This is a genomic window from Nocardioides sp. Soil777, assembly GCF_001428425.1.
Classification (GTDB): Bacteria; Actinomycetota; Actinomycetes; order Propionibacteriales; family Nocardioidaceae; genus Nocardioides; species Nocardioides terrigena.
This window is the reverse complement of record NZ_LMSN01000001.1, coordinates 671777-689290: the sequence shown is the minus strand read 5'-3', so window position 1 is coordinate 689290 and position 17514 is coordinate 671777. Positions and strand designations below refer to the sequence as shown.

Here is a 17514-nt window from a genome sequence, read left to right as displayed (position 1 = left end):
CGACCCGGCGGGACGGCTCGGGCGCGCCTCCTCGGGACGGCGCCCCGGGCGACCACCGGGCGGCTGGAAGACTGCCGCCCATGGGACACGAGTGGGACGCACACACCGCCGTCGAGGCCACGCCCGACGGCTGGTCGGCCGGGCTCGACCCGGGCTGGGTGGTCGGCGGGGCGGTCAACGGTGGCTACCTGCTGGGCGTGATCGGTCGCGCGATCGCCGAGACCGTCCCCGACAAGCCGGACCCGTTCGCGGTGAGCGCCTACTACGTCTCCGCCTCGCGGCCCGGGTCGGCCACGGTCCGCACCCGCGTCGTCCGTGACGGCGGCAGCACCGCGACGGTGGCCGCCGAGCTCAGCCAGGGCGAGGACACCCGCATCACCGCGCTCGCGACGTACGGCGACCTGTCCCGGCTGCCGGACGACGTGCGCACCACGGCGGTCGAGCCCGACCTGCCGCCCCTCGAGGAGTGCTTCGCGACCTCCGACGCCCCGGCGGGATCGTCGCGGACCCCGCCGCTGATGGAGCGCTTCGACATGCGCTTCGACCCGGCGTGCGTCGGCTGGGCGCTCGGCCGGCCGAGCGGACGCGGCCTGCTGCAGGCGTGGTTCCGGCTGGCCGACGGCCGCGACCCCGATCCGCTCCAGCTGCTGATGGTCCTCGACGCGCTGCCCCCGGTGACCTTCGACCTCGGCCACATGGGGTGGGCGCCCACCGTCGAGCTGACGGCCCACGTGCGCGCCGTCCCCGCGCCGGGCTGGCTGAAGGTGTCGCACCGCACCCGCAACGTCGCCGGCGGGATGTTCGAGGAGGACTGCGAGGTCTGGGACTCCGCGGGCCGCCTCGTCGCCCAGAGCCGCCAGCTCGCACGCTTCCCGCGTCCGGCCTGACCGGGCCGGCCCGCGGACGGCCGTCCCGCCGGACGGTCGGCCCGCCGGACGGACGGTCCGCCGGACGGACTTCAGCCGCCGGTCTGCCCGATCTGGTGCAGCCCGCCGTGCTCGAGGGCCCGGGCCCGGACGTCGGCGTCGCTGCAGAACCCGTCGAGGGTCCGCTTGAGGCACAGCAGACCGCGCAGGTGGCCGCCGGCGTCGACGACGGCCAGCCGTCGCGTCCCCTGCTCACGCATGAGCGCGAGGGCCTCCTCGACCGGGCTGTCGGGGGAGACCGTCCGGCCGGCGAGCGGCGCCAGGTCGAGGGCCGGACCCCCCGGGTCCGTCGCCCCCGCCAGGTCGTCGCGCAGCAGCGTCCCCCGCAGCACGCCGCCGTCGGTGAGCAGGAGCATGTGGACGTGCGCGTCGGTGAACGCCTCGCGCGCGCCTGCGACGGTCAGGTCGCAGCCGTGCGTCCACGGCGCGGTCACCATCGCGGCCGCGACGGTCCGCGGGTCGCGCGTCAATCGAACCACCGGCGGTCCATCGAGATGATCCAGCGCCGGCGCGGGTGCTCGGTGACCGTCCAGATGCGGTCGGTGGAGGGCCAGTAGGACAGGTCCTCGGGTCCCATCGGCACTGCCCAGCGCCGGACCCGCATCGAGCCGGGCTGCCCGGCCGCCACCGTCCCCGGCATCCAGCGCCCGCGCGAGACAGTCACGTGGTAGCGACCGCCCGCCAGGACCGCGCCCTGCATCTGCCGCACGCCGCCCTCGTCGATGGCGAGCGGGCGGGAGATGCCGTCCTCGCCGGTCTCGAGCTGCCAGGTGGCCGGGTCGAGCGGGTAGCGCGCCAGCCGGGTGCTCGCGTCGGGGTCGAGCGCGTACTCGCCCGCCACCAGCGCGGGCGGGTCGGAGCGCCGGTCGAGCGACAGGAAGGAGTAGCGCAGCTTGTCGTGGCCCTCGTCGGTGAAGGCCTGGTACGTCGCCCGCACCGGCAGCACGTAGCGGTGCCCGAAGGACGCCACCCGGGTGCCCGAGACGCCGATCTCGTCCGGGTGGTCGTCGTCCCCGGCGACCCGCATGATGTCGTCGACCCGCGCCGTGACGAACCCACGGCTGGTGGCCGCGATGTGCAGCCACGGCCCCGCCCACACGATCCCGCCGGCGTGGATGTTCATCGGGCGCAGCTGCAGGACCCCGGCCTTGTCGAAGACGGGGACCACCAGCAGGACGTGGCGGTACTCGAGTGTGTCGAGGTCGATGAACGTGACCCGCGAGCCGCGCTTGATGCCGTCCTTGCCCGTGGAGTACCAGGTGGTGACGAGCACCCGTCGACCGTCGGGTCCGACGACCTCGGTGTCGGAGGAGTCCGCGCTCGTGGAGATGCCCTGCGGGTACCAGTTCTCGTCGCGCTCGTCGTACGCGTCCCACGCCCAGGCCCGGCGGACCGCGCGGCCGAGGAGCCGCGGCAGCACCCGCGCGGGCCGGAGGCGGTACTTCAGGTCGGACAGCAGGCCGTCCAGTCCCGCCGGCTCACCGAGCACGGCGGCCAGGGCCGCGATCTCGCGGACGTTGTCGTCGGTGCGCTGCAGGTGCACGCCCTCGACGTGGGGGCGGGTCTCCTCGTGTCCGGGCGGGGGAGAGGACTCACCGGCTTCGCGCATGCCCCCACCGTAATCGCGAGCCTCCGGCGCCGGTCGTCGACCGGTCCCCACGACCGGAGAGCACCCGTGCGCTGGCTAGGGTCGACGGCGTGACCGACCAGCCACGCGTCCCCGTCGTGGGGGCAGCGATCGTCCGTGACGGACTCGTCCTGGCGGCCCGTCGTACGACGCCCGCCTCGGCCGCGGGCCGCTGGGAGTTCCCGGGCGGCAAGGTCGAGCCCGGCGAGACCCCCGACGCCGCGTTGGTCCGCGAGGTCGCCGAGGAGCTGGGCTGCACCATCGCGGTGACCGCCTGGCTGCCGGGTGCGGCGGCCATCGGCGACACCCACGAGCTCCGGGTCGCCACCGCCGTGCTGGTCGCGGGGGAGCCCGAGCCGACCGAGCACGACCTGCTGCGCTGGCTCGGCGCGGACACCCTCGACGACGTCGACTGGCTCGAGCCCGACCGGCCGTTCCTCGCACCGCTGGCTGGGATGATGCCGCGGTGAGGGCCATCTTCTTCGAGGAGGACGACGCGCGCGCCGTGGCGGCGCGACTGCTCGCCGACGGCTTCGAGGCGAGCGTGGCCCGCGAGCGGCTGGCCGGCGAGGACGACGACGAGGGCCATCCCTGGGCCGTGCTGTCGGACGCGCCGGACTTCATGGTCGAGCTGCTCGTCGACGAGTACGACGGGTGGCTGGACGCCGCGGACGACGCGTCGCAGCCCCCGTCCCCGCTGCCGCCCCTGGACCTGCCCGCCGCCCCGAAGCGGATCAAGCGACCGAGCGGTGACTGACCCGGCGACCGGTCCCGTGGCCGGCCCGGCGGCCGCGGAGCGCACCGGTGCCGTGCGCAGCCCGGTGGGGACCTTGCCCCTCGTGCCCGCGGTGGCGTTCGTGCTGGTGTGGTCGTCGGGCTACATCTCGGGCCCCTACGGGGTGCAGCACGTCGAGCCGTTCACGCTGCTGGCCCTCCGCTTCGCCCTTGCTGCCGTGATCGCCCTCGCGGTGGCGCGCGTCTTCCGCGGCCCGCTGCACGTCGACCGCGCCGACCTGGGGCGGATCGCGCTGACCGGGCTGGCGATGAACGCCGTCCAGTTCGGCGCGATGTACCTCGCCTTCGACGCCGGGCTCGGCGCGACCCTCGCCTCCCTCCTCCACGCGCTGACCCCGGTGCTCACCGCCGTGCTGGCCGCGGCCCTGCTCGGCGAGCGGCTCTCCGCGCGGCAGGTCGCCGGGCTCGTCATCGGCGTGGTCGGCGTGGTGATCGTGCTCGGTCCCGACATCGAGAAGGCCGGCGGGCCGGTGGCCGTGGCGCTCGGCGTCTTCGGTGCGATCACCCTGAGCCTGGGCACCCTCGGGCAGCGCTGGATCGGTCACGCCCCCGACCCGTGGTGGTCGGCCGCCATCCAGTTCAGCGTCTCGGTGCCGCCCCTGGCCGTGCTCGCCCTGGCCCTGGAGGGCACCGACGCGGTGAGCGACCCGCTGCGCGGCGGCCTGACCGTGGTCTTCCTCGCCATCGTCAACTCGATCATCGGCCTGCTGCTGCTGGGCAAGCTCGTGCGTGCCGGAGGAGCGGGGGCCGGAGCGAGCCTGTTCTTCATGGCCCCGCCGGTGACCGCGGTGATGGCGTGGCTGGTGCTGGGAGAGACCCTCGGGCCGCTGGAGCTGGTCGGTCTCGTCGTCGCCGTGGTCGGTGTGGCCCTCGGGACGGGCAGCCTCCCGACGAGGTGGCGCGGGTCCCGGCCCTAGGCTGGATCCATGACGTCCGACCAGCGCCTGCTCCTGGTGCACGCCCACCCCGACGACGAGACCATCAACAACGGCGCCACCATGGCCCGCTACGTCGCCGAGGGGCGCGGGGTCACCGTGGTGACCTGCACCGCCGGCGAGATGGGCGAGGTGCTCGTCCCCGACCTCGAGCACCTGGCCTACGACCGCGACGGCGGCCTCGGTGAGCGACGCAAGGGCGAGATCGCCGAGGCAATGGCCGCCCTCGGCGTCACGGACCACCGCTGGCTCGGCGGCTTCGGTCGCTTCCACGACTCCGGGATGGCCTGGCACGCCGACGGCCACGCCGTCGCCGGCGACTTCGTGCCCGACAACGGCTTCTGGCACGCCGACCTCCTGGAGGCGGCCGACGAGCTGGTGCGGGTCATCCGCGACGTCCGGCCGCAGGTGCTCGTGACCTACGACGAGTTCGGCGGCTACGGCCACCCCGACCACATCCAGGCGCACCGCGTCGCGACGTACGCCACCGCCCTGGCCGCCGTCGCGGCGTACAAGCGCGACCTCGGCGAGCCCCACGACGTCGCCAAGGTCTACTGGTGCGCGATGAGCGAGAACCGCATGCGCGACAGCCTGCGCCAGATGCGGGAGTCGGGCGACACCACCAGCTTCGAGGGGATGGACCCCGACGGCGACCTCGGCCCGTTCGTGACGGCCGACGACCTGATCTCGGCCCGCGTCGACGGCCAGGCGTACGCCGCGCAGAAGATGGACGCGCTCAAGCTGCACCGCACCCAGGTCGATCCCGACGGCCCGTTCTTCGCCGGCGCCGAGTCCGGTCACGCGTTCTGGGGCGACGAGTACTACGTGCTCGCCAAGGGCGAGCGCGGTCCGGTGGGCGAGGACGGCTTCGAGGCCGACCTCTTCGCCGGGCTCTGAGCCGGTGGGCCTCGTCCTCCGGGGCGGGTGCGCCGTCGTGCTCCTGGCGGTCGGTGCCGCCGCGGGACTGGCCACCGTCCTGCTCCACCAGCGCGGCTGGGGGCTGGCCCTGGGGCTGGCCGCCGCGGCCGCCACGACCCTCGCCCTGCCTCGGGGCTGGTGGTCGCGGGTGGCCTTCATGCTCGGCTGGATGGGCGCTGTCGTGTGGGCGATGATGCCCAGGTCCGAGGGGGACTACCTGATCCCCGCCAACGCGTCGGGGTACGCCGTGCTGGTCGGGTCGTTCGTCGTCCTGCTGGTCGCGCTGGCCACCAGCGGACCTGCTCGCGGGTCGCGCGACGATCCCGGGGATTCACCGACCCCGACCTAGGATGCGGGGCGTGTCGCTTCTCCCCGCCTCCGATGTCGACGCCGGCCCTGAGACTCAGGACAAGGCCGGCGGCCGAGTCGTGCTCTGGCTGCTGCTCGGCCTCCTCCTCGTCTTCGGGGGGCTCTACGTCGCGGCGCACTACGCCGCCGGCGACAAGGTCCCGCGGGGCACGACCGTCAGCGGCGTGAGCATCGGCGGCCACCCGCAGGCCGAGGCGGCCGACCGCCTCCGGGCCGGGCTGGCCGAGCAGGTCAGCGCCCCGGTCGAGGCCTCCGTCGACGGCACCCCCGTCACCGTCGAGGCGGTCGAGGCGGGGCTCGAGGTCGACTACGAGGCGTCCGTCGCCGAGGCCGGCGGCGAGGAGAGCTGGGACCCCGTCCGGCTCTGGAACTACTTCACCGGCGGTGACGAGCTCGAGGCCGAGGTGGTCGTCGACGAGGCCGCCCTCGGTCAGCTCGTCACCCGCCTCGACGCCGAGCACGGCCGCACCCCGCGCGAGGGGGCGCTGGCCTTCGAGGGCGCCCGCATCACCGAGACCAAGCCGCGCACGGGGCGCTCGCTGGACCCGACCGCCACGGGCGACGCCCTCGCCGCCGCCTGGCTGGAGGGCGCCACCGCCGAGCTCGACCTCGTCGAGGACCAGCCCGAGATCGACGCGGGCGACCTGGCCCGGGCCCGCCAGTCCTTCGCCAACGCCGCGGTCTCCGGACCCGTCACGCTGTCCTTCGAGCAGTCCAGCGTCCGCCTCCAGCCCGCCGACTACACCCCGGCGCTCAGCATGGAGCCGGTCGACGGCGCGCTCGAGCCCCGGCTCGACGACAAGGCGCTGGCCGCGATGCTCGAGGGCAAGGTGGCCATCGACGGTGCCCCCGTCGACGCGACCGTCGCGCTGGTCGGCGGCCGTCCGCAGGTCGTGCCCGCCAAGCCCGGCGTGACCTACGACGAGCAGCAGATCACCGACGGCTTCCTCGAGCTGGTGGCCGCGTCCGGCGACCAGCGCACCCTGGCCGTCGACGCCAAGGTCGCGCGACCGGACTTCACCACCCAGGACGCCCGGGCCCTGCAGATCCGCGAGCAGGTGTCGACCTTCACGACCTACTACCCGTACGCCGAGTACCGCAACGTCAACATCGGCCGGGCCGCCGAGATCATCGACGGCTACGTCCTCGAGCCCGGCGAGACGTTCTCGCTCAACGACACCGTCGGCGAGCGCACCGTGGCCAACGGCTTCACCGAGGGTTACGTGATCTCCGACGGCATCCTCGTCCAGGACCTCGGCGGCGGCGTCTCGCAGATGGCCACGACGCTCTTCAACGGGATGTTCTTCGCGGGCCTCGAGGACGTCGAGCACAAGCCGCACTCCTTCTACATCGACCGCTACCCGGTCGGCCGCGAGGCCACCGTCGCGTGGGGCGCGGTGGACCTGCGCTTCCGCAACGACACGCCGTACGGCGTCCTCATCGACACCAACGTGACCCCGTCGACCCCGTCGACCTCGGGTGTCGTGACGGTGTCGATGTGGTCCACGAAGCACTGGGACATCACCAGCTCGACCGGCGAGCGGCACAACATCACGCAGGCCGAGGTGCGCCGCATCAACACGCTGCGCTGCCACCCCAACGAGGGCTACGGCGGCTTCGACATCGACGTGACCCGCTTCTTCGAGCCGGTCGGGGCCAACACCGAGACGCGGGAGCCCGAGGTCTTCTCGACGACCTACACGCCCAGCGACACGGTCATCTGCACCAACCCCGACGCCGTCGACGAGTAGGCACCCACGGGCGGGACCGCGGTCAGGCGCGCACCGGGTGCGCCCGCGCGGCCAGCGCCAGCACGGCGAGGGCCGCGACGACCGCGACCGCCCCGACGACGACCGACTCCGGGCTGTCGGTGAGCCGGCCGACGGCGATCCAGGAGAGTCCCCACGCCGCCGCGGCGGCGAAGGTCCACCGGCGACCGGTGCGGGCGAGCACCACGGCGGCGACCCCGACCACGACCACGAGCACCGCGACGGCGATGGCGTCGGCCACCGGCGAGGACGGGGTGACGCCCTGCTCGACGAGGGTCGCGGTGACGTTGGCGCAGACCGCCACGGCCACCCAGCCGAGGTAGAGCCCGAAGGTCCCGTCCACGACCACCCGGTCCGCGAGCGTCGAGGGGGCGCCGAGGTCGGTGAGGCGCTGCACCAGCACCCCGAGCACGAGCACCAGGGCGACGATCACGGCCACGCTCGCCCACAGCCAGCCCTGCTGGGTGACCAGTAGCCAGGCGGCGTTGAGGGCCATCGAGGCCGCCGCCAGCCACCCCGTCGCGCGGGCGCGGGGGGAGGCGGCGACCGAGGGCAGCCACTGCCAGATCGTGTACGCCGCGAGGCCGGCGTACACGACCGACCAGATCGAGAACGCCGGCCCGAGCGGCGCCAGCAGGGTGGCGTCGGCCGCGAGCGCGCCGCCCGACGACTCGGCGACGCGGGTGCCGATGACGCCGGTGCCCACCAGGGTCCCCACGATGCAGAAGACCTCTGCGAGCGTGACGACGACCTGGCGGGCCCGGTCGGTGGTGGTGGCTGTGCTCATGCGCCCCATTCAACAGGGGAAGCGCCAGCCGTCAGGGCGTGAGGCGGTGCAGGTCGCGCGGGAAGAGCGTGACCTCGCGGACGTTGGTCGCCTCCACCAGCCGGCTCACCCAGCGCTCCAGGCCGATCGCGAACCCGCCGTGCGGCGGCATCCCGTGCCGGAAGGCCTGGAGGTACGCCGCGTAGTCGGCCGGGTCCTCGCCGCGCGCCCGGATGGCCGCGTCGTAGTCGCTCGGCCGGTGCAGCCGCTGACCACCGGTCACCAGCTCGAGCCCGCGGAAGAGCAGGTCGAAGCTGTTGGACCAGCGTGGGTCGCCCGGCTGCGGGTGCGTGTAGAACGGCCGCTTGGCCATCGGGTAGCCCTCGACCGCGAGGAAGTCGGACCCGTGCTCCTCCAGCGCCCACTGGCCGAGCGCGCGTTCGTGCTCGGGCGCGAGGTCCGGCTCGTCCTCGGGTGCACCGACGAGCGCGAGCGCCTCGGCGAAGTGGATCACCGGGATCTCGGCCGGCACCTCGGGCACCCGGGCCCCGGTGCGCCCGACCGCCGTGGCGGCGTACGACTCGATCCCCGACACCATGCCGGCCAGCACCTCGCGGAGCATCGCGAGCACGTCGCGGTGGTCGCGGACGAAGCCGAGCTCGACGTCGAGCGAGCGGTACTCCGCGAGGTGGCGCACCGTGTCGTGCGGCTCGGCGCGGAAGACCGGGCCGACCTCGTAGACGCGCTCGAAGACGCCCACCAGCTGCTGCTTGTAGAACTGCGGGCTCTGGGCGAGGTAGGCCGGGCGGCCGAAGTAGTCCACCGCGAAGACGTTGGCCCCCGACTCGGTCGCGGACTCCACGAACTTCGGCGTGGTCACCTCGGTGAAGCCGAGCCCGTCCAGGCTGGCCCGGAAGCCGCGCAGCGACGCCGCCGCCAGCTCCCAGCGCGCGCGCTGGGCGGGGTGGCGCCACAGCACCGGCGCGTGGTCGAGCAGCGTGGGGAGCTGGACGTCGAGCTGCGGGCGCCACAGCTCGGCCGGGGGAGTCTCGGCCGGCTCTGTGAGGGCCTCGACGACCGCGTCGGTCACCTCGACGCCGCCGGGCGCCTGGGCGTTGGCGGTCGCCGTGCCGGTCACCCGGACGGTCGTCTCCTCGGGCGGTACGACGGTCCCGGCGGGCAGCACGACCTGGGCCAGGCCGCTGCGGTCGCGGACGACCAGGAACGTGACCCTGGCCAGCTCGCGACGGCGGTGGACCCACCCCTCGAGCGTCACCGGGGAACCGGGCGCGAGGGTGGGCAGTGATGTGCAGAGCGATCTCATGACGACCTCCAGGTGGACTGGGCCCTGGAGGTGTGGGCGGGGGCTAGGTCGCGGTGCCACCACACCTTTGCCGGGTCGACCCCGGCCTCTCGTCGGTGACGCCGGACGCGCGGACGGCCACTGCGCTGCCGGGGTGCAGGGGAGGTGTCAGGTCCCGTGGTCGTCGAGCCGAATGCTAGGCGCGAGGCGGCCCCCGGCGCACATCGGTTGATCGCGCGCCCGCTGCGGCACACTCACCCCCATGCTCATGCACCTGCGTCTCACCGTCCCCACCGAGCTGAGCGACGAGGTCGTCGAGCTGCTCGAGAGCCATGAGCGCTCGGCCAACCTCACGGTGCTGGCCGGCGCCTCCCGCTCGCCCGTCGGTGACCTCGTCGAGTGCGACGTGGCGCGCGAGCTGGTCGGCGAGATCCTCACCCGGCTCACGGCGCTCGGGCTCGACGAGGACGGCGGCATCGTGGTGACCACGCCGACCGCCACGCCGTTCGCCGGCGCCCGCCGCCTGGAGCGAGCGGCACCCGGCGACCCCGACGACGCGGTCATCTGGGAGGCGGTCATCGAGCAGGCCTACGCCGCGAGCAGGCCGACCGTCTCGTACCACGTCTTCCTCGTGCTCGCCACGCTGCTCGCCGCCATCGCGGTGATCACCGACTCGTCGGTCCTGGTGATCGGCGCGATGGTGGTGGGCCCGGAGTTCGGCACGGTCGCGGCGATCGCGACCGGGATGGTCTTCGCCCGCAGGGGGCTCACGCTGCGGGCGCTGCGCCTGTTGGTGCTGAGCTTCACGTTCGCGATCGCGGTGGTGACGGTGCTCGCGGTGCTGGCGTCCCTGACCGGGCTGGTCACCTCCGAGATGGTCAGCCGGCCACGCCCCCAGACCGGCTTCATCTGGCACCCCGACCGGTGGTCGTTCATCGTGGCCCTGATCGCGGGCGCGGCCGGCGTGCTGGCCCTCTCGACGGCCAAGGCCAACGCCATGGTCGGCGTCTTCATCTCGGTCACCACCGTCCCGGCGGCGGGCAACCTGGCACTCGCCATCGGCACGTGGACCCCTTCGGAGATGCGGGGGTCGATCGCCCAGCTGGGGGTCAACCTCGTGGGGATGGTGGTGGCCGGCGTGCTGGTCCTGGTGCTGCAACGCGCGCTGTGGAACCGCGTCGTGACGGCCTCGCAGCGGCTCTTCGCCCGGCGCGACCCGAGTCTCTAGCGCGTCACCAGGTAGCGGTAGGTGTGGTGGGTGACGAAGCCCAGCCGTTCGTAGAGCCGGCCGGCCCCCGGGTTGTCGGTCTCCACCTGCAGCATCGCGGTCCGCGCGCCCTGCGAGGCGGCCCAGTCGAGGAGCTCCGCCACCACCCGGGTGGCCAGCCCCTGCCGACGGTGGTCGGGTGCCACCGAGATCGCGTCGAGGACCACCCAGTCGTCGTCGAGGGTGGCGCGACCGGTCGCCGTGCCGTCCCCGAGCTCGACCACGAAATGCCCCGCCGCCGAACCGACACCGGACAAGTAACGCGGTGTTGAACGGTCGGAACGAGGCATCGACGCCGTGTCCCGTCCGACCAACACCGCGTTACTCGTCCGCAGCGCCTTGGCGACCCCGGCCACCTGGCAGTGCGCCGACCCGTTGCCGAGGTCGCGCCAGCCGAGTCCCAGCAAGCCCGCCTCGACCTCCGACCCCGCGACGGCCATCACCATCGGCTCGCGGTCCCGCTCGCGGTGCCACGCCTGCACGGCCGCGGACGCCTCCGCGAGCGGCTGCCCGGGGTCGCCCATCGCGAGCGCCGAGTTGGCCCGCCGCCGCAGCCGTCCGTCGTACGCCGGGGCGCAGCGCAGCACCCACTCGCCGAGCGGCTCGGCGACGAGGTCGGGCCAGAGGGCGTGGGTGTGGAGCTCGACGCTGCGAGGGGAGTCGCGGTGCCGCACCGAGGGGCGCGGCGGGACCGGCTTGCCGGAGACGATGTCGGCGACCGGCACCTCCACCGGCCCCCGGTCGGAGTCGATGACGACGACCCCGTCGCGCCACGAGAGGCAGACGCCGAGGACGTCGTTGAGGGCCGGTCCGCCGGTCGGTCCGGTCTCGCCGCGGACGAGGTGCCGGACCACCACGCGCTGCCCGACGACGTGCGGTCCGAGCAGGTGCCTGCCCACGGCGTGGGGTTCCGGCGTCGGGGGCATGTCGGGATATTAGAGTGGTCCCGTTCCGCTTCACCCCCTTGCCTCCAGGAGGTTCCGGTGACCTACGTCATCGCCCAGCCGTGCGTCGACCTCAAGGACCGCGCGTGCGTCGACGAGTGTCCCGTCGACTGCATCTACGAGGGCAAGCGCATGCTCTACATCCACCCGGACGAGTGCGTCGACTGCGGTGCCTGCGAGCCCGTGTGCCCGGTGGAGGCGATCTTCTACGAGGACGACACCCCGGAGGAGTGGAAGCAGTACTACGACGCCAACGTGCAGTTCTTCGACGACCTCGGCTCTCCCGGTGGCGCCGCCAAGATGGGCGAGATCGACAAGGACCACCCGCTCGTCGCCGCGCTGCCTCCGCAGGAGCACGACGAGTGACGGCGCCGGGACGGGTGTCGTCCCGGCTCCCCGACTTCCCGTGGGACAAGCTCACGGAGCACGCCGCCCGTGCGCGGTCGCACCCTGACGGCATCGTCGACCTGTCGGTCGGCACGCCCGTGGACCCGACGCCCGCGGTGGTCCAGCGGGCGCTCGTCGATGCCGCCGACTCCCCGGGCTACCCCACGACGATCGGGCTGGAGGCGACGCGCCAGGCGGCGATCGACTGGCTCGGGCGGCGCTTCGGCGTCACCGGCCTCGGCCTGGACGCGGTGCTGCCGGTCATCGGCTCCAAGGAGCTGATCGGCTCGATGCCGATCCACCTCGGCATCGGCCCGGGCGACCTGATCGCCTATCCCGAGCTCGCCTACCCGACGTACGAGGTGGGCGCGGCGCTCGCGGGTGCCCGCGCGGTCGCGACCGACTCGCTGACCTCGCTCGGCCCGGAGGTGCCACGGCTGCTGTGGCTCAACAGCCCGTCCAACCCGACCGGTCGCGTGCTGCCCGTCGAGCACCTCCGCAAGGTCGTGGACTGGTGCCGCCAGCGCGGCACGGTCCTGGTGTCCGACGAGTGCTACATAGAGATGGCCTGGGACGCTGCGTCGGACGGCGGCCCGGTCTCCGTGCTGCACCCCGACGTCTGCGGCGACAGCCACGAGGGCATCCTCGCCGTCCACTCCCTCTCCAAGCGCTCCAACCTCGCGGGCTACCGCTGCGCCTTCGTGGCCGGTGACCCGGCGCTGGTCGGCGAGCTGCTCGCCGTCCGCAAGAACCTCGGCCTGCAGATGCCGGGCCCGCAGCAGCGCGCGATGGTCGCCGCCCTCGAGGACGACGCCCACGTGGTCGAGCAGCACGCCCGGTACGCCGCGCGCCGCGCCAAGCTGCGCGAGGCGCTGCAGGGAGCGGGCTTCCGCATCGAGCACTCCGAGGCGTCCCTCTACCTCTGGAGCACCCGCGACGAGGACTGCTGGGAGACCGTCTCGACCCTCGCCGACCAGGGGATCCTGGTCGCGCCGGGCGAGTTCTACGGCCGGGCGGGGCGCCGGCACGTCCGGGTCGCCTTCACGGCGACCGACGAGCGGATCGACGCCGCCGTGGCCCGTCTCGCAGGCTGAGCCAGCCCTACGAGGCGGGGGCCTCCTCGGCGAGGGCCTCCCTGCAGGAACGCAGCATCGTGTGGAGGCCGGAGTCGGGCACCGCCGACGGGGCCACGATCGGGCCGACCGTCGGTCGCGCGACCGGGCGAGGAGCACTGGTCGCGGCCCGGGGACCGGGGACCACGATCGGCCCCCCGTCGTACGGCGTGAGCGGCTCGTCGGCGACCGGCTGGTGCCGGCGGCCCCAGGCCGCCTCCGGCTGCGCCCAGTGGGGCTCGCCCCCCGACGCCGGCATCGGGTGCACCGTCGCGTGCGTGGGAGCCTCCACCTCGCCGTGGGCCTCGAAGACCCCAGCCTGCTTCACCTGGACGGCACTGATGCTGTCCATCCTGAGGATCGACAGCACGTCGTCGTCCCCGTGGAGCACGAGTCCGTGCCCGTCGACCGCGCTCACGTGGCCGTGGAGCCAGGAGCCGGCGACGAGGACGTCGACGCTGACGTCCGAGCCTTGCGCCCGCGTGAGCGCCGTACCGATGGTGTAGATCGTGGAGGTCCGCATGCCCGGACGCTAGGTCGGGGCCGGAGTAGTGGCCGACCGATGTGGTCCCACATACCCAATCTGGGGAGGGTGGATCAGACCGCCCGGTCGGCCGGGGCGGCGGGCATCGGGTGCGCCGTCGCGTCCGGCGCTGCTTCCACCTGGGGTCGTCCCTCGAACGTCGCAGCCTGGGCCACCTTCACCGCGTCGATGCTCCCCATCCGGATGATGGAGAGCTCGTCCCCGTCGCCGTGCAGCACGACGCCGTGCCCGTCGAGCGCGCTGACGTGGCCGTGGATCCACTGGCCGGTGACGAGCAGGTCCACCGCCACGTCGGCGTCCTGGGCGCGGCTGAGCGCCGTACCGATCGTGTAGAGCGTCGACGTGAAGCTGCCCATGACGTGTCCCTCGACTGACGCCGGTCGGTGCACCGGGTGGGGCGATGGTAGATCGCGTACGTCGCGGCCGGGGGGCGAACCGGATCTGCGGAGGGCAGCGGTCAGTCGGCGACGTCGACGTGGACGTGGTCGCGGTGCTCGAGGATGGCCCGGTCGCCGCCGGAGGAGGACGGGACGTCGTAGTCGGTCCAGCCACTGCCGCTGCGCGAGCCGGACCGCCAGATGCGGTCGTCGAAGATGATCGTGTTGATCGACAACCGGTCGGCCTGCGCGACGAGGTAGTGCGCCATCGCCCAGCCCCGCTCCTGGTTGGCCGCGTTGACCGGCCGGAAGAAGATGTCGACCGCGCGGCCCTCGTAGTGCGCCGACCCGTCCATGTGGCCCGAGGAGACCCCACCGGGCTGGAAGCCGCCGAGGGAGAGGGGACCGAAGACCGACTCGAGCTCCTCGCGCACCGTCGCCGCGCGGGCCACGAGCCCGGCCTCGTCCAGGCGGTCGCTCGCCTCCTCGGCGTCACCGGGGGTGTCGCACCAGAAGGCGGCCTCGTGGTTGCCGGTCAACGCCGACGCGAGCGCCCGGCCGTCGGCCTCGTGGTCGGCGTAGGCGTCGGGGTAGGCGGAGCGCTGCACCGCCTGGGCGGCCGCGGTGATCTCCATCGCCTCGTAGCCCTCGACCCGGACCAGGCCGTCGTAGAAGGCGTTGGTGGAGTAGACGGGGTCCAGGATCTCCTCCACCGTGCCCCAGCCCTGGGACGGCCGCTGCTGGAAGAGGCCCACCGAGTCCCGGTCGCCGTGCTCGATGTTGAGGATCTCCGACTCCTGGTAGGCCGTCGCCAGCGCGATGCTCGCCGCGCGTGCGGGCAGGCCGCGCTGCATGGCGATGGCGGTGATGAGGGCGGCGTTCTCCGCCTGCTCGAGGGTCAGCTCGACGACGAGGCCGTCGACCTCCGCCGTGCAGCCGTGCGAGTCGAAGAAGGGCGTGCCGCCCTCGCGGTCGAGCAGGACGCCGACGCCGACGAAGACGAGCACCGCGACCAGGCCGCCCACGACGACCTTGCCGAGCCGCGTCACGGTCGGGCCACCGTGGCTAGTCGTTGGCGTGGAGCGCGCTGTTGAGGGCGATGCCCTCGCGCTTCCACGCCACGGCCTCGATGGCGCCGCTGACCGAGTTGCGACGGAAGAGCACGTTGCTGGCGCCGGACAGCTCGAGCGCCTTGACGACCTTGCCGTCCTCGGCGGGCAGCGTGACCTTGGTGCCGGCGGTGACGTAGCAGCCGGCCTCGACGACGCAGTCGTCGCCGAGCGAGATGCCGATGCCGGCGTTGGCGCCGAGCAGGCAGCGCTCGCCGATCGAGATGGTCTCCTTGCCGCCGCCGGACAGGGTGCCCATGATCGAGGCACCGCCGCCGATGTCGGAGCCGTCGCCGACCAGCACGCCGGCCGAGATGCGGCCCTCGACCATGGAGGCCCCGAGTGTGCCGGCGTTGAAGTTGACGAAGCCCTCGTGCATGACGGTGGTGCCGCTGGCGAGGTGGGCCCCGAGGCGCACCCGGTCGGCGTCGGCGATGCGGACGCCGCTGGGCAGGACGTAGTCGACCATCCGGGGGAACTTGTCGACCCCGTGCACGGTCACGTGCCGGCCGCCGCGCTGCAGGCGGGCGCGGGTGAGCTCGAAGCCCTCCACCGCGCACGGGCCGGCACTGGTCCACACGACGTTGGTGAGCAGCCCGAAGACGCCGTCCATGGAGATCTCGTGGGGGCGGACGAGGCGGCTGGAGAGCAGGTGCAGCCGCAGCCAGACGTCCTCGGTGGACACCGGGGCGGCGTCGAGGTCGGCGATCTCCACGACCCGGAGCTCGCGGCGTACGCCGCGCGCGTCGTCGGGACCCGCGAGCGCGACGAGGGCGTCGGGGACGTCCTGGCCGTCCCGGGCGCCCAGGGTGGGGGAGGGGAACCACACGTCGAGCACGTGGTCGGCGGAGTCCAGGGTCACCAGGCCGTGGCCCCAGGCGGAACGGGCGGCGGAGTCAGTCACGGCGGCAAGCCTACGGAGTGGTCGGGAGGGCCGCCGACCGGTCCCGCCCGTCGTGCGCGGCGGTCCGGCCGTCCCTGCCGCCCGGTCCTGCCGCCTCTGCTGTCCGGTCCTGCCGCCTCTACTGTCCGGTCCTGCCGTCCAGGCACTCCCGCAACAGGTCCGCGTGGCCGCAGTGCCGGGCGTACTCCTCGATCATGTGCACCACCACGTCGCGCACCTCGACCTGGTCGCCGTGCACGTCGACGACGGCGTCGAGGTCGGTGCGCTCGAGCACCTCACGGGAGTGGGCGACTTCCTCGCGCAGCAGCGCGAAGGACGCGTCCACCAGCTCCTGGGTCGGCTCGCCCAGCTCGAAGCCACCGTCCTCGTCCTGGAAGTGGCGCTCGAGGTCGTGCTGTCCCTCGAGGATCCGGCGGAACCACGACTGCTCGACACGCGCGAAGTGTCGGACCATCCCGAGCAGCGACATCCGCGACGGCGGGACCGACCGGGTGCCCAGCTGCTCGGGTGTGAGCCCCTCGCACTTGAGCTCCAGGGTCGCGCGGTAGTGCTCGAGGTACTCGACCAGGACGGCGCGCTCACCCCGGCTGGGGGTGTCGCTCATCCGCGGGTCCTGGTCCTGGGGGAGCCACATGCCGTTGAAGCCGATCTCGGTCATGGGTCCACCCAACCGCGCCGGAGCGGGCGGTGGCAACGCGGTTGCGCGCTCAGTGCCCGTCCGGGACGAACACCTCGTCGACCGGCACCGAGAAGAGCCGGCCGATCCGGAAGGCCAGCGACAGTCGCGGGTCGAAGTGGCCCTTCTCGATGGAGATCACCGTCTGCCGCGACACCCCGAGCGCCTCCGCGCACTCGGCCTGAGACAGGCCGGCGTCCTCGCGGAGCACCCGGAGCCGGTTGTCCATCAGCCCTCCCGCCGCTGGAGGACGACCAGGCGGGTGCTCATGTCCGCCAGGCCCAGGAGCAGGAAGACCCAGACGGGTACGGCGGCGGTGTCCAGGACCGAGGTGGCGAAGGTGGCCAGCCCCATCGCGACCATCGTGTCGTAGAACGCCCCGCTGCTCGCCCGCGTCGTCCACTGCGACTCGATGGAGTCCTCGTCACGCTCCGGGTACGACGTGCGGTCCAGGGCGATCGCGACCAGCGCCACGACGAACGGCAGGCTCATCGCGGCGAACACCGTGAACGTCACCGCGTCCGACGCGTCATTGCGGGCCCACGCGGCGACGGCGCCCACCAGGGTGGAACCCACCAGTCCGGCGACGACGGCGACGACCCACCGGGTGGTGGTGCGAGCGGAATCGGTGGTGTTCATGGACTCTCCCCGTGGTGTATGACTTCTTTGACATCAGCCAACGCGATCCAGTCAGGCATGTCAAGTTTCTTTGACAGTGCTGGAACTGATTCGCCCGCTCCGCGCCCCGCGCCGTACGATCTCGGCACAGGCGTCTGAGCCGTCATC

Annotated in this window: 22 protein-coding genes; 10 read left to right on the top strand and 12 right to left on the bottom strand. The window is 73.4% G+C overall.

The genetic code is table 11. The features are described 5' to 3' along the window. Positions 1 to 80 precede the first annotated feature (80 nt). Positions 81 to 887, top strand: a complete 807-nt coding sequence (locus ASG88_RS03390) for a thioesterase family protein (protein ID WP_056885943.1) — start codon at positions 81 to 83, stop codon at positions 885 to 887. Positions 888 to 958: 71 nt separating this feature from the next. On the opposite strand, the gene ASG88_RS03385 is transcribed toward ASG88_RS03390, so the two are convergent. Both ASG88_RS03385 and ASG88_RS03380 read right to left on the bottom strand, forming a co-directional pair. Then, positions 959 to 1405, bottom strand: coding sequence for a CBS domain-containing protein (locus tag ASG88_RS03385; RefSeq protein WP_157559528.1), 447 nt, complete (start codon positions 1403 to 1405; stop codon positions 959 to 961). Then, positions 1393 to 2535, bottom strand: a complete 1143-nt coding sequence (locus tag ASG88_RS03380) for a hypothetical protein (protein WP_056885941.1) — start codon at positions 2533 to 2535, stop codon at positions 1393 to 1395. Before ASG88_RS03380 ends, ASG88_RS03385 begins: the two co-directional genes overlap by 13 nt. Before the next feature lie 89 nt (positions 2536 to 2624). Between ASG88_RS03380 and ASG88_RS03375 the strand changes: the two genes are divergently transcribed. The 6 genes from ASG88_RS03375 to ASG88_RS03350 are packed head-to-tail and all read left to right on the top strand — an operon-like array spanning position 2625 to position 7321. Further along, positions 2625 to 3023, top strand: a complete 399-nt coding sequence (locus ASG88_RS03375) for a (deoxy)nucleoside triphosphate pyrophosphohydrolase (RefSeq protein ID WP_056885940.1) — start codon at positions 2625 to 2627, stop codon at positions 3021 to 3023. Then, complete coding sequence (locus ASG88_RS03370) at positions 3020 to 3310, top strand: hypothetical protein (protein ID WP_056885939.1); 291 nt, start codon at positions 3020 to 3022, stop codon at positions 3308 to 3310. Before ASG88_RS03375 ends, ASG88_RS03370 begins: the two co-directional genes overlap by 4 nt. Continuing rightward, positions 3303 to 4265 carry a DMT family transporter gene (locus ASG88_RS03365; RefSeq protein ID WP_056885938.1) on the top strand — a complete coding sequence of 321 codons (963 nt, stop codon included), beginning with the start codon at positions 3303 to 3305 and terminating at the stop codon, positions 4263 to 4265. Before ASG88_RS03370 ends, ASG88_RS03365 begins: the two co-directional genes overlap by 8 nt. Before the next feature lie 9 nt (positions 4266 to 4274). Beyond that, a complete protein-coding gene (gene mshB / locus ASG88_RS03360; protein WP_056885937.1) occupies positions 4275 to 5180 on the top strand; it encodes an N-acetyl-1-D-myo-inositol-2-amino-2-deoxy-alpha-D-glucopyranoside deacetylase in 906 nt (301 codons plus the stop codon). Between the two features lie 4 nt (positions 5181 to 5184). Continuing rightward, positions 5185 to 5550 carry a hypothetical protein gene (locus ASG88_RS03355; RefSeq protein WP_056885936.1) on the top strand — a complete coding sequence of 122 codons (366 nt, stop codon included), beginning with the start codon at positions 5185 to 5187 and terminating at the stop codon, positions 5548 to 5550. A 10-nt stretch (positions 5551 to 5560) separates the two neighbouring features. Beyond that, the gene (locus ASG88_RS03350) at positions 5561 to 7321 is read left to right on the top strand and encodes a VanW family protein (RefSeq protein ID WP_157559527.1); all 1761 of its coding nucleotides are present in this window, start codon (positions 5561 to 5563) and stop codon (positions 7319 to 7321) included. Between the two features lie 22 nt (positions 7322 to 7343). Here ASG88_RS03350 and ASG88_RS03345 read toward each other — a convergent pair whose 3' ends face one another. Together ASG88_RS03345 and aspS are read right to left on the bottom strand one after the other, a co-directional pair. After that, on the bottom strand, positions 7344 to 8126 hold the full coding sequence (locus ASG88_RS03345) for a hypothetical protein (protein ID WP_056885934.1): 783 nt from the start codon (positions 8124 to 8126) through the stop codon (positions 7344 to 7346). Between the two features lie 31 nt (positions 8127 to 8157). Continuing rightward, a complete protein-coding gene (aspS, locus tag ASG88_RS03340) occupies positions 8158 to 9429 on the bottom strand; it encodes an aspartate--tRNA(Asn) ligase (RefSeq protein WP_056885933.1) in 1272 nt (423 codons plus the stop codon). Positions 9430 to 9670: 241 nt separating this feature from the next. Between aspS and ASG88_RS03335 the strand changes: the two genes are divergently transcribed. Beyond that, positions 9671 to 10636, top strand: a complete 966-nt coding sequence (locus ASG88_RS03335; protein WP_056885932.1) for a DUF389 domain-containing protein — start codon at positions 9671 to 9673, stop codon at positions 10634 to 10636. Here the strand turns inward: ASG88_RS03335 and ASG88_RS03330 are convergent. Continuing rightward, on the bottom strand, positions 10633 to 11601 hold the full coding sequence (locus tag ASG88_RS03330; protein WP_157559526.1) for a GNAT family N-acetyltransferase: 969 nt from the start codon (positions 11599 to 11601) through the stop codon (positions 10633 to 10635). The two genes, ASG88_RS03335 and ASG88_RS03330, sit on opposite strands and share 4 nt — an antisense overlap. A 57-nt stretch (positions 11602 to 11658) precedes the next feature. Between ASG88_RS03330 and fdxA the strand changes: the two genes are divergently transcribed. Continuing rightward, positions 11659 to 11985, top strand: coding sequence for a ferredoxin (gene fdxA, locus ASG88_RS03325; protein ID WP_056885930.1), 327 nt, complete (start codon positions 11659 to 11661; stop codon positions 11983 to 11985). Then, positions 11982 to 13100 carry a succinyldiaminopimelate transaminase gene (dapC, locus tag ASG88_RS03320; protein ID WP_056885929.1) on the top strand — a complete coding sequence of 373 codons (1119 nt, stop codon included), beginning with the start codon at positions 11982 to 11984 and terminating at the stop codon, positions 13098 to 13100. Before fdxA ends, dapC begins: the two co-directional genes overlap by 4 nt. 7 nt (positions 13101 to 13107) lie before the next feature. Here the strand turns inward: dapC and ASG88_RS03315 are convergent, their stop codons facing one another. The 7 genes from ASG88_RS03315 to ASG88_RS03285 form a co-directional block, all read right to left on the bottom strand. Next, positions 13108 to 13641: a hypothetical protein gene (locus ASG88_RS03315; RefSeq protein WP_056885928.1), complete on the bottom strand. Its 534-nt coding sequence runs from the start codon at positions 13639 to 13641 to the stop codon at positions 13108 to 13110. Positions 13642 to 13715: 74 nt separating this feature from the next. Next, positions 13716 to 14018, bottom strand: coding sequence for a hypothetical protein (locus tag ASG88_RS03310; protein WP_056885927.1), 303 nt, complete (start codon positions 14016 to 14018; stop codon positions 13716 to 13718). A 101-nt stretch (positions 14019 to 14119) separates the two neighbouring features. Then, positions 14120 to 15088: a hypothetical protein gene (locus tag ASG88_RS03305; RefSeq protein ID WP_056885926.1), complete on the bottom strand. Its 969-nt coding sequence runs from the start codon at positions 15086 to 15088 to the stop codon at positions 14120 to 14122. 16 nt (positions 15089 to 15104) lie between these two features. Beyond that, positions 15105 to 16052, bottom strand: coding sequence for a 2,3,4,5-tetrahydropyridine-2,6-dicarboxylate N-succinyltransferase (dapD, locus tag ASG88_RS03300; protein WP_082599811.1), 948 nt, complete (start codon positions 16050 to 16052; stop codon positions 15105 to 15107). A 118-nt stretch (positions 16053 to 16170) separates the two neighbouring features. Then, positions 16171 to 16710 (bottom strand): DinB family protein, encoded by a 540-nt coding sequence (locus ASG88_RS03295; RefSeq protein ID WP_200956319.1) that lies wholly within the window; start codon positions 16708 to 16710, stop codon positions 16171 to 16173. Between the two features lie 49 nt (positions 16711 to 16759). Next, the gene (locus tag ASG88_RS03290) at positions 16760 to 16957 is read right to left on the bottom strand and encodes a helix-turn-helix transcriptional regulator (protein WP_056885925.1); all 198 of its coding nucleotides are present in this window, start codon (positions 16955 to 16957) and stop codon (positions 16760 to 16762) included. Then, positions 16957 to 17367 (bottom strand): hypothetical protein, encoded by a 411-nt coding sequence (locus ASG88_RS03285; RefSeq protein ID WP_056885924.1) that lies wholly within the window; start codon positions 17365 to 17367, stop codon positions 16957 to 16959. Before ASG88_RS03285 ends, ASG88_RS03290 begins: the two co-directional genes overlap by 1 nt. Between the last annotated feature and the right edge of the window lie 147 nt (positions 17368 to 17514).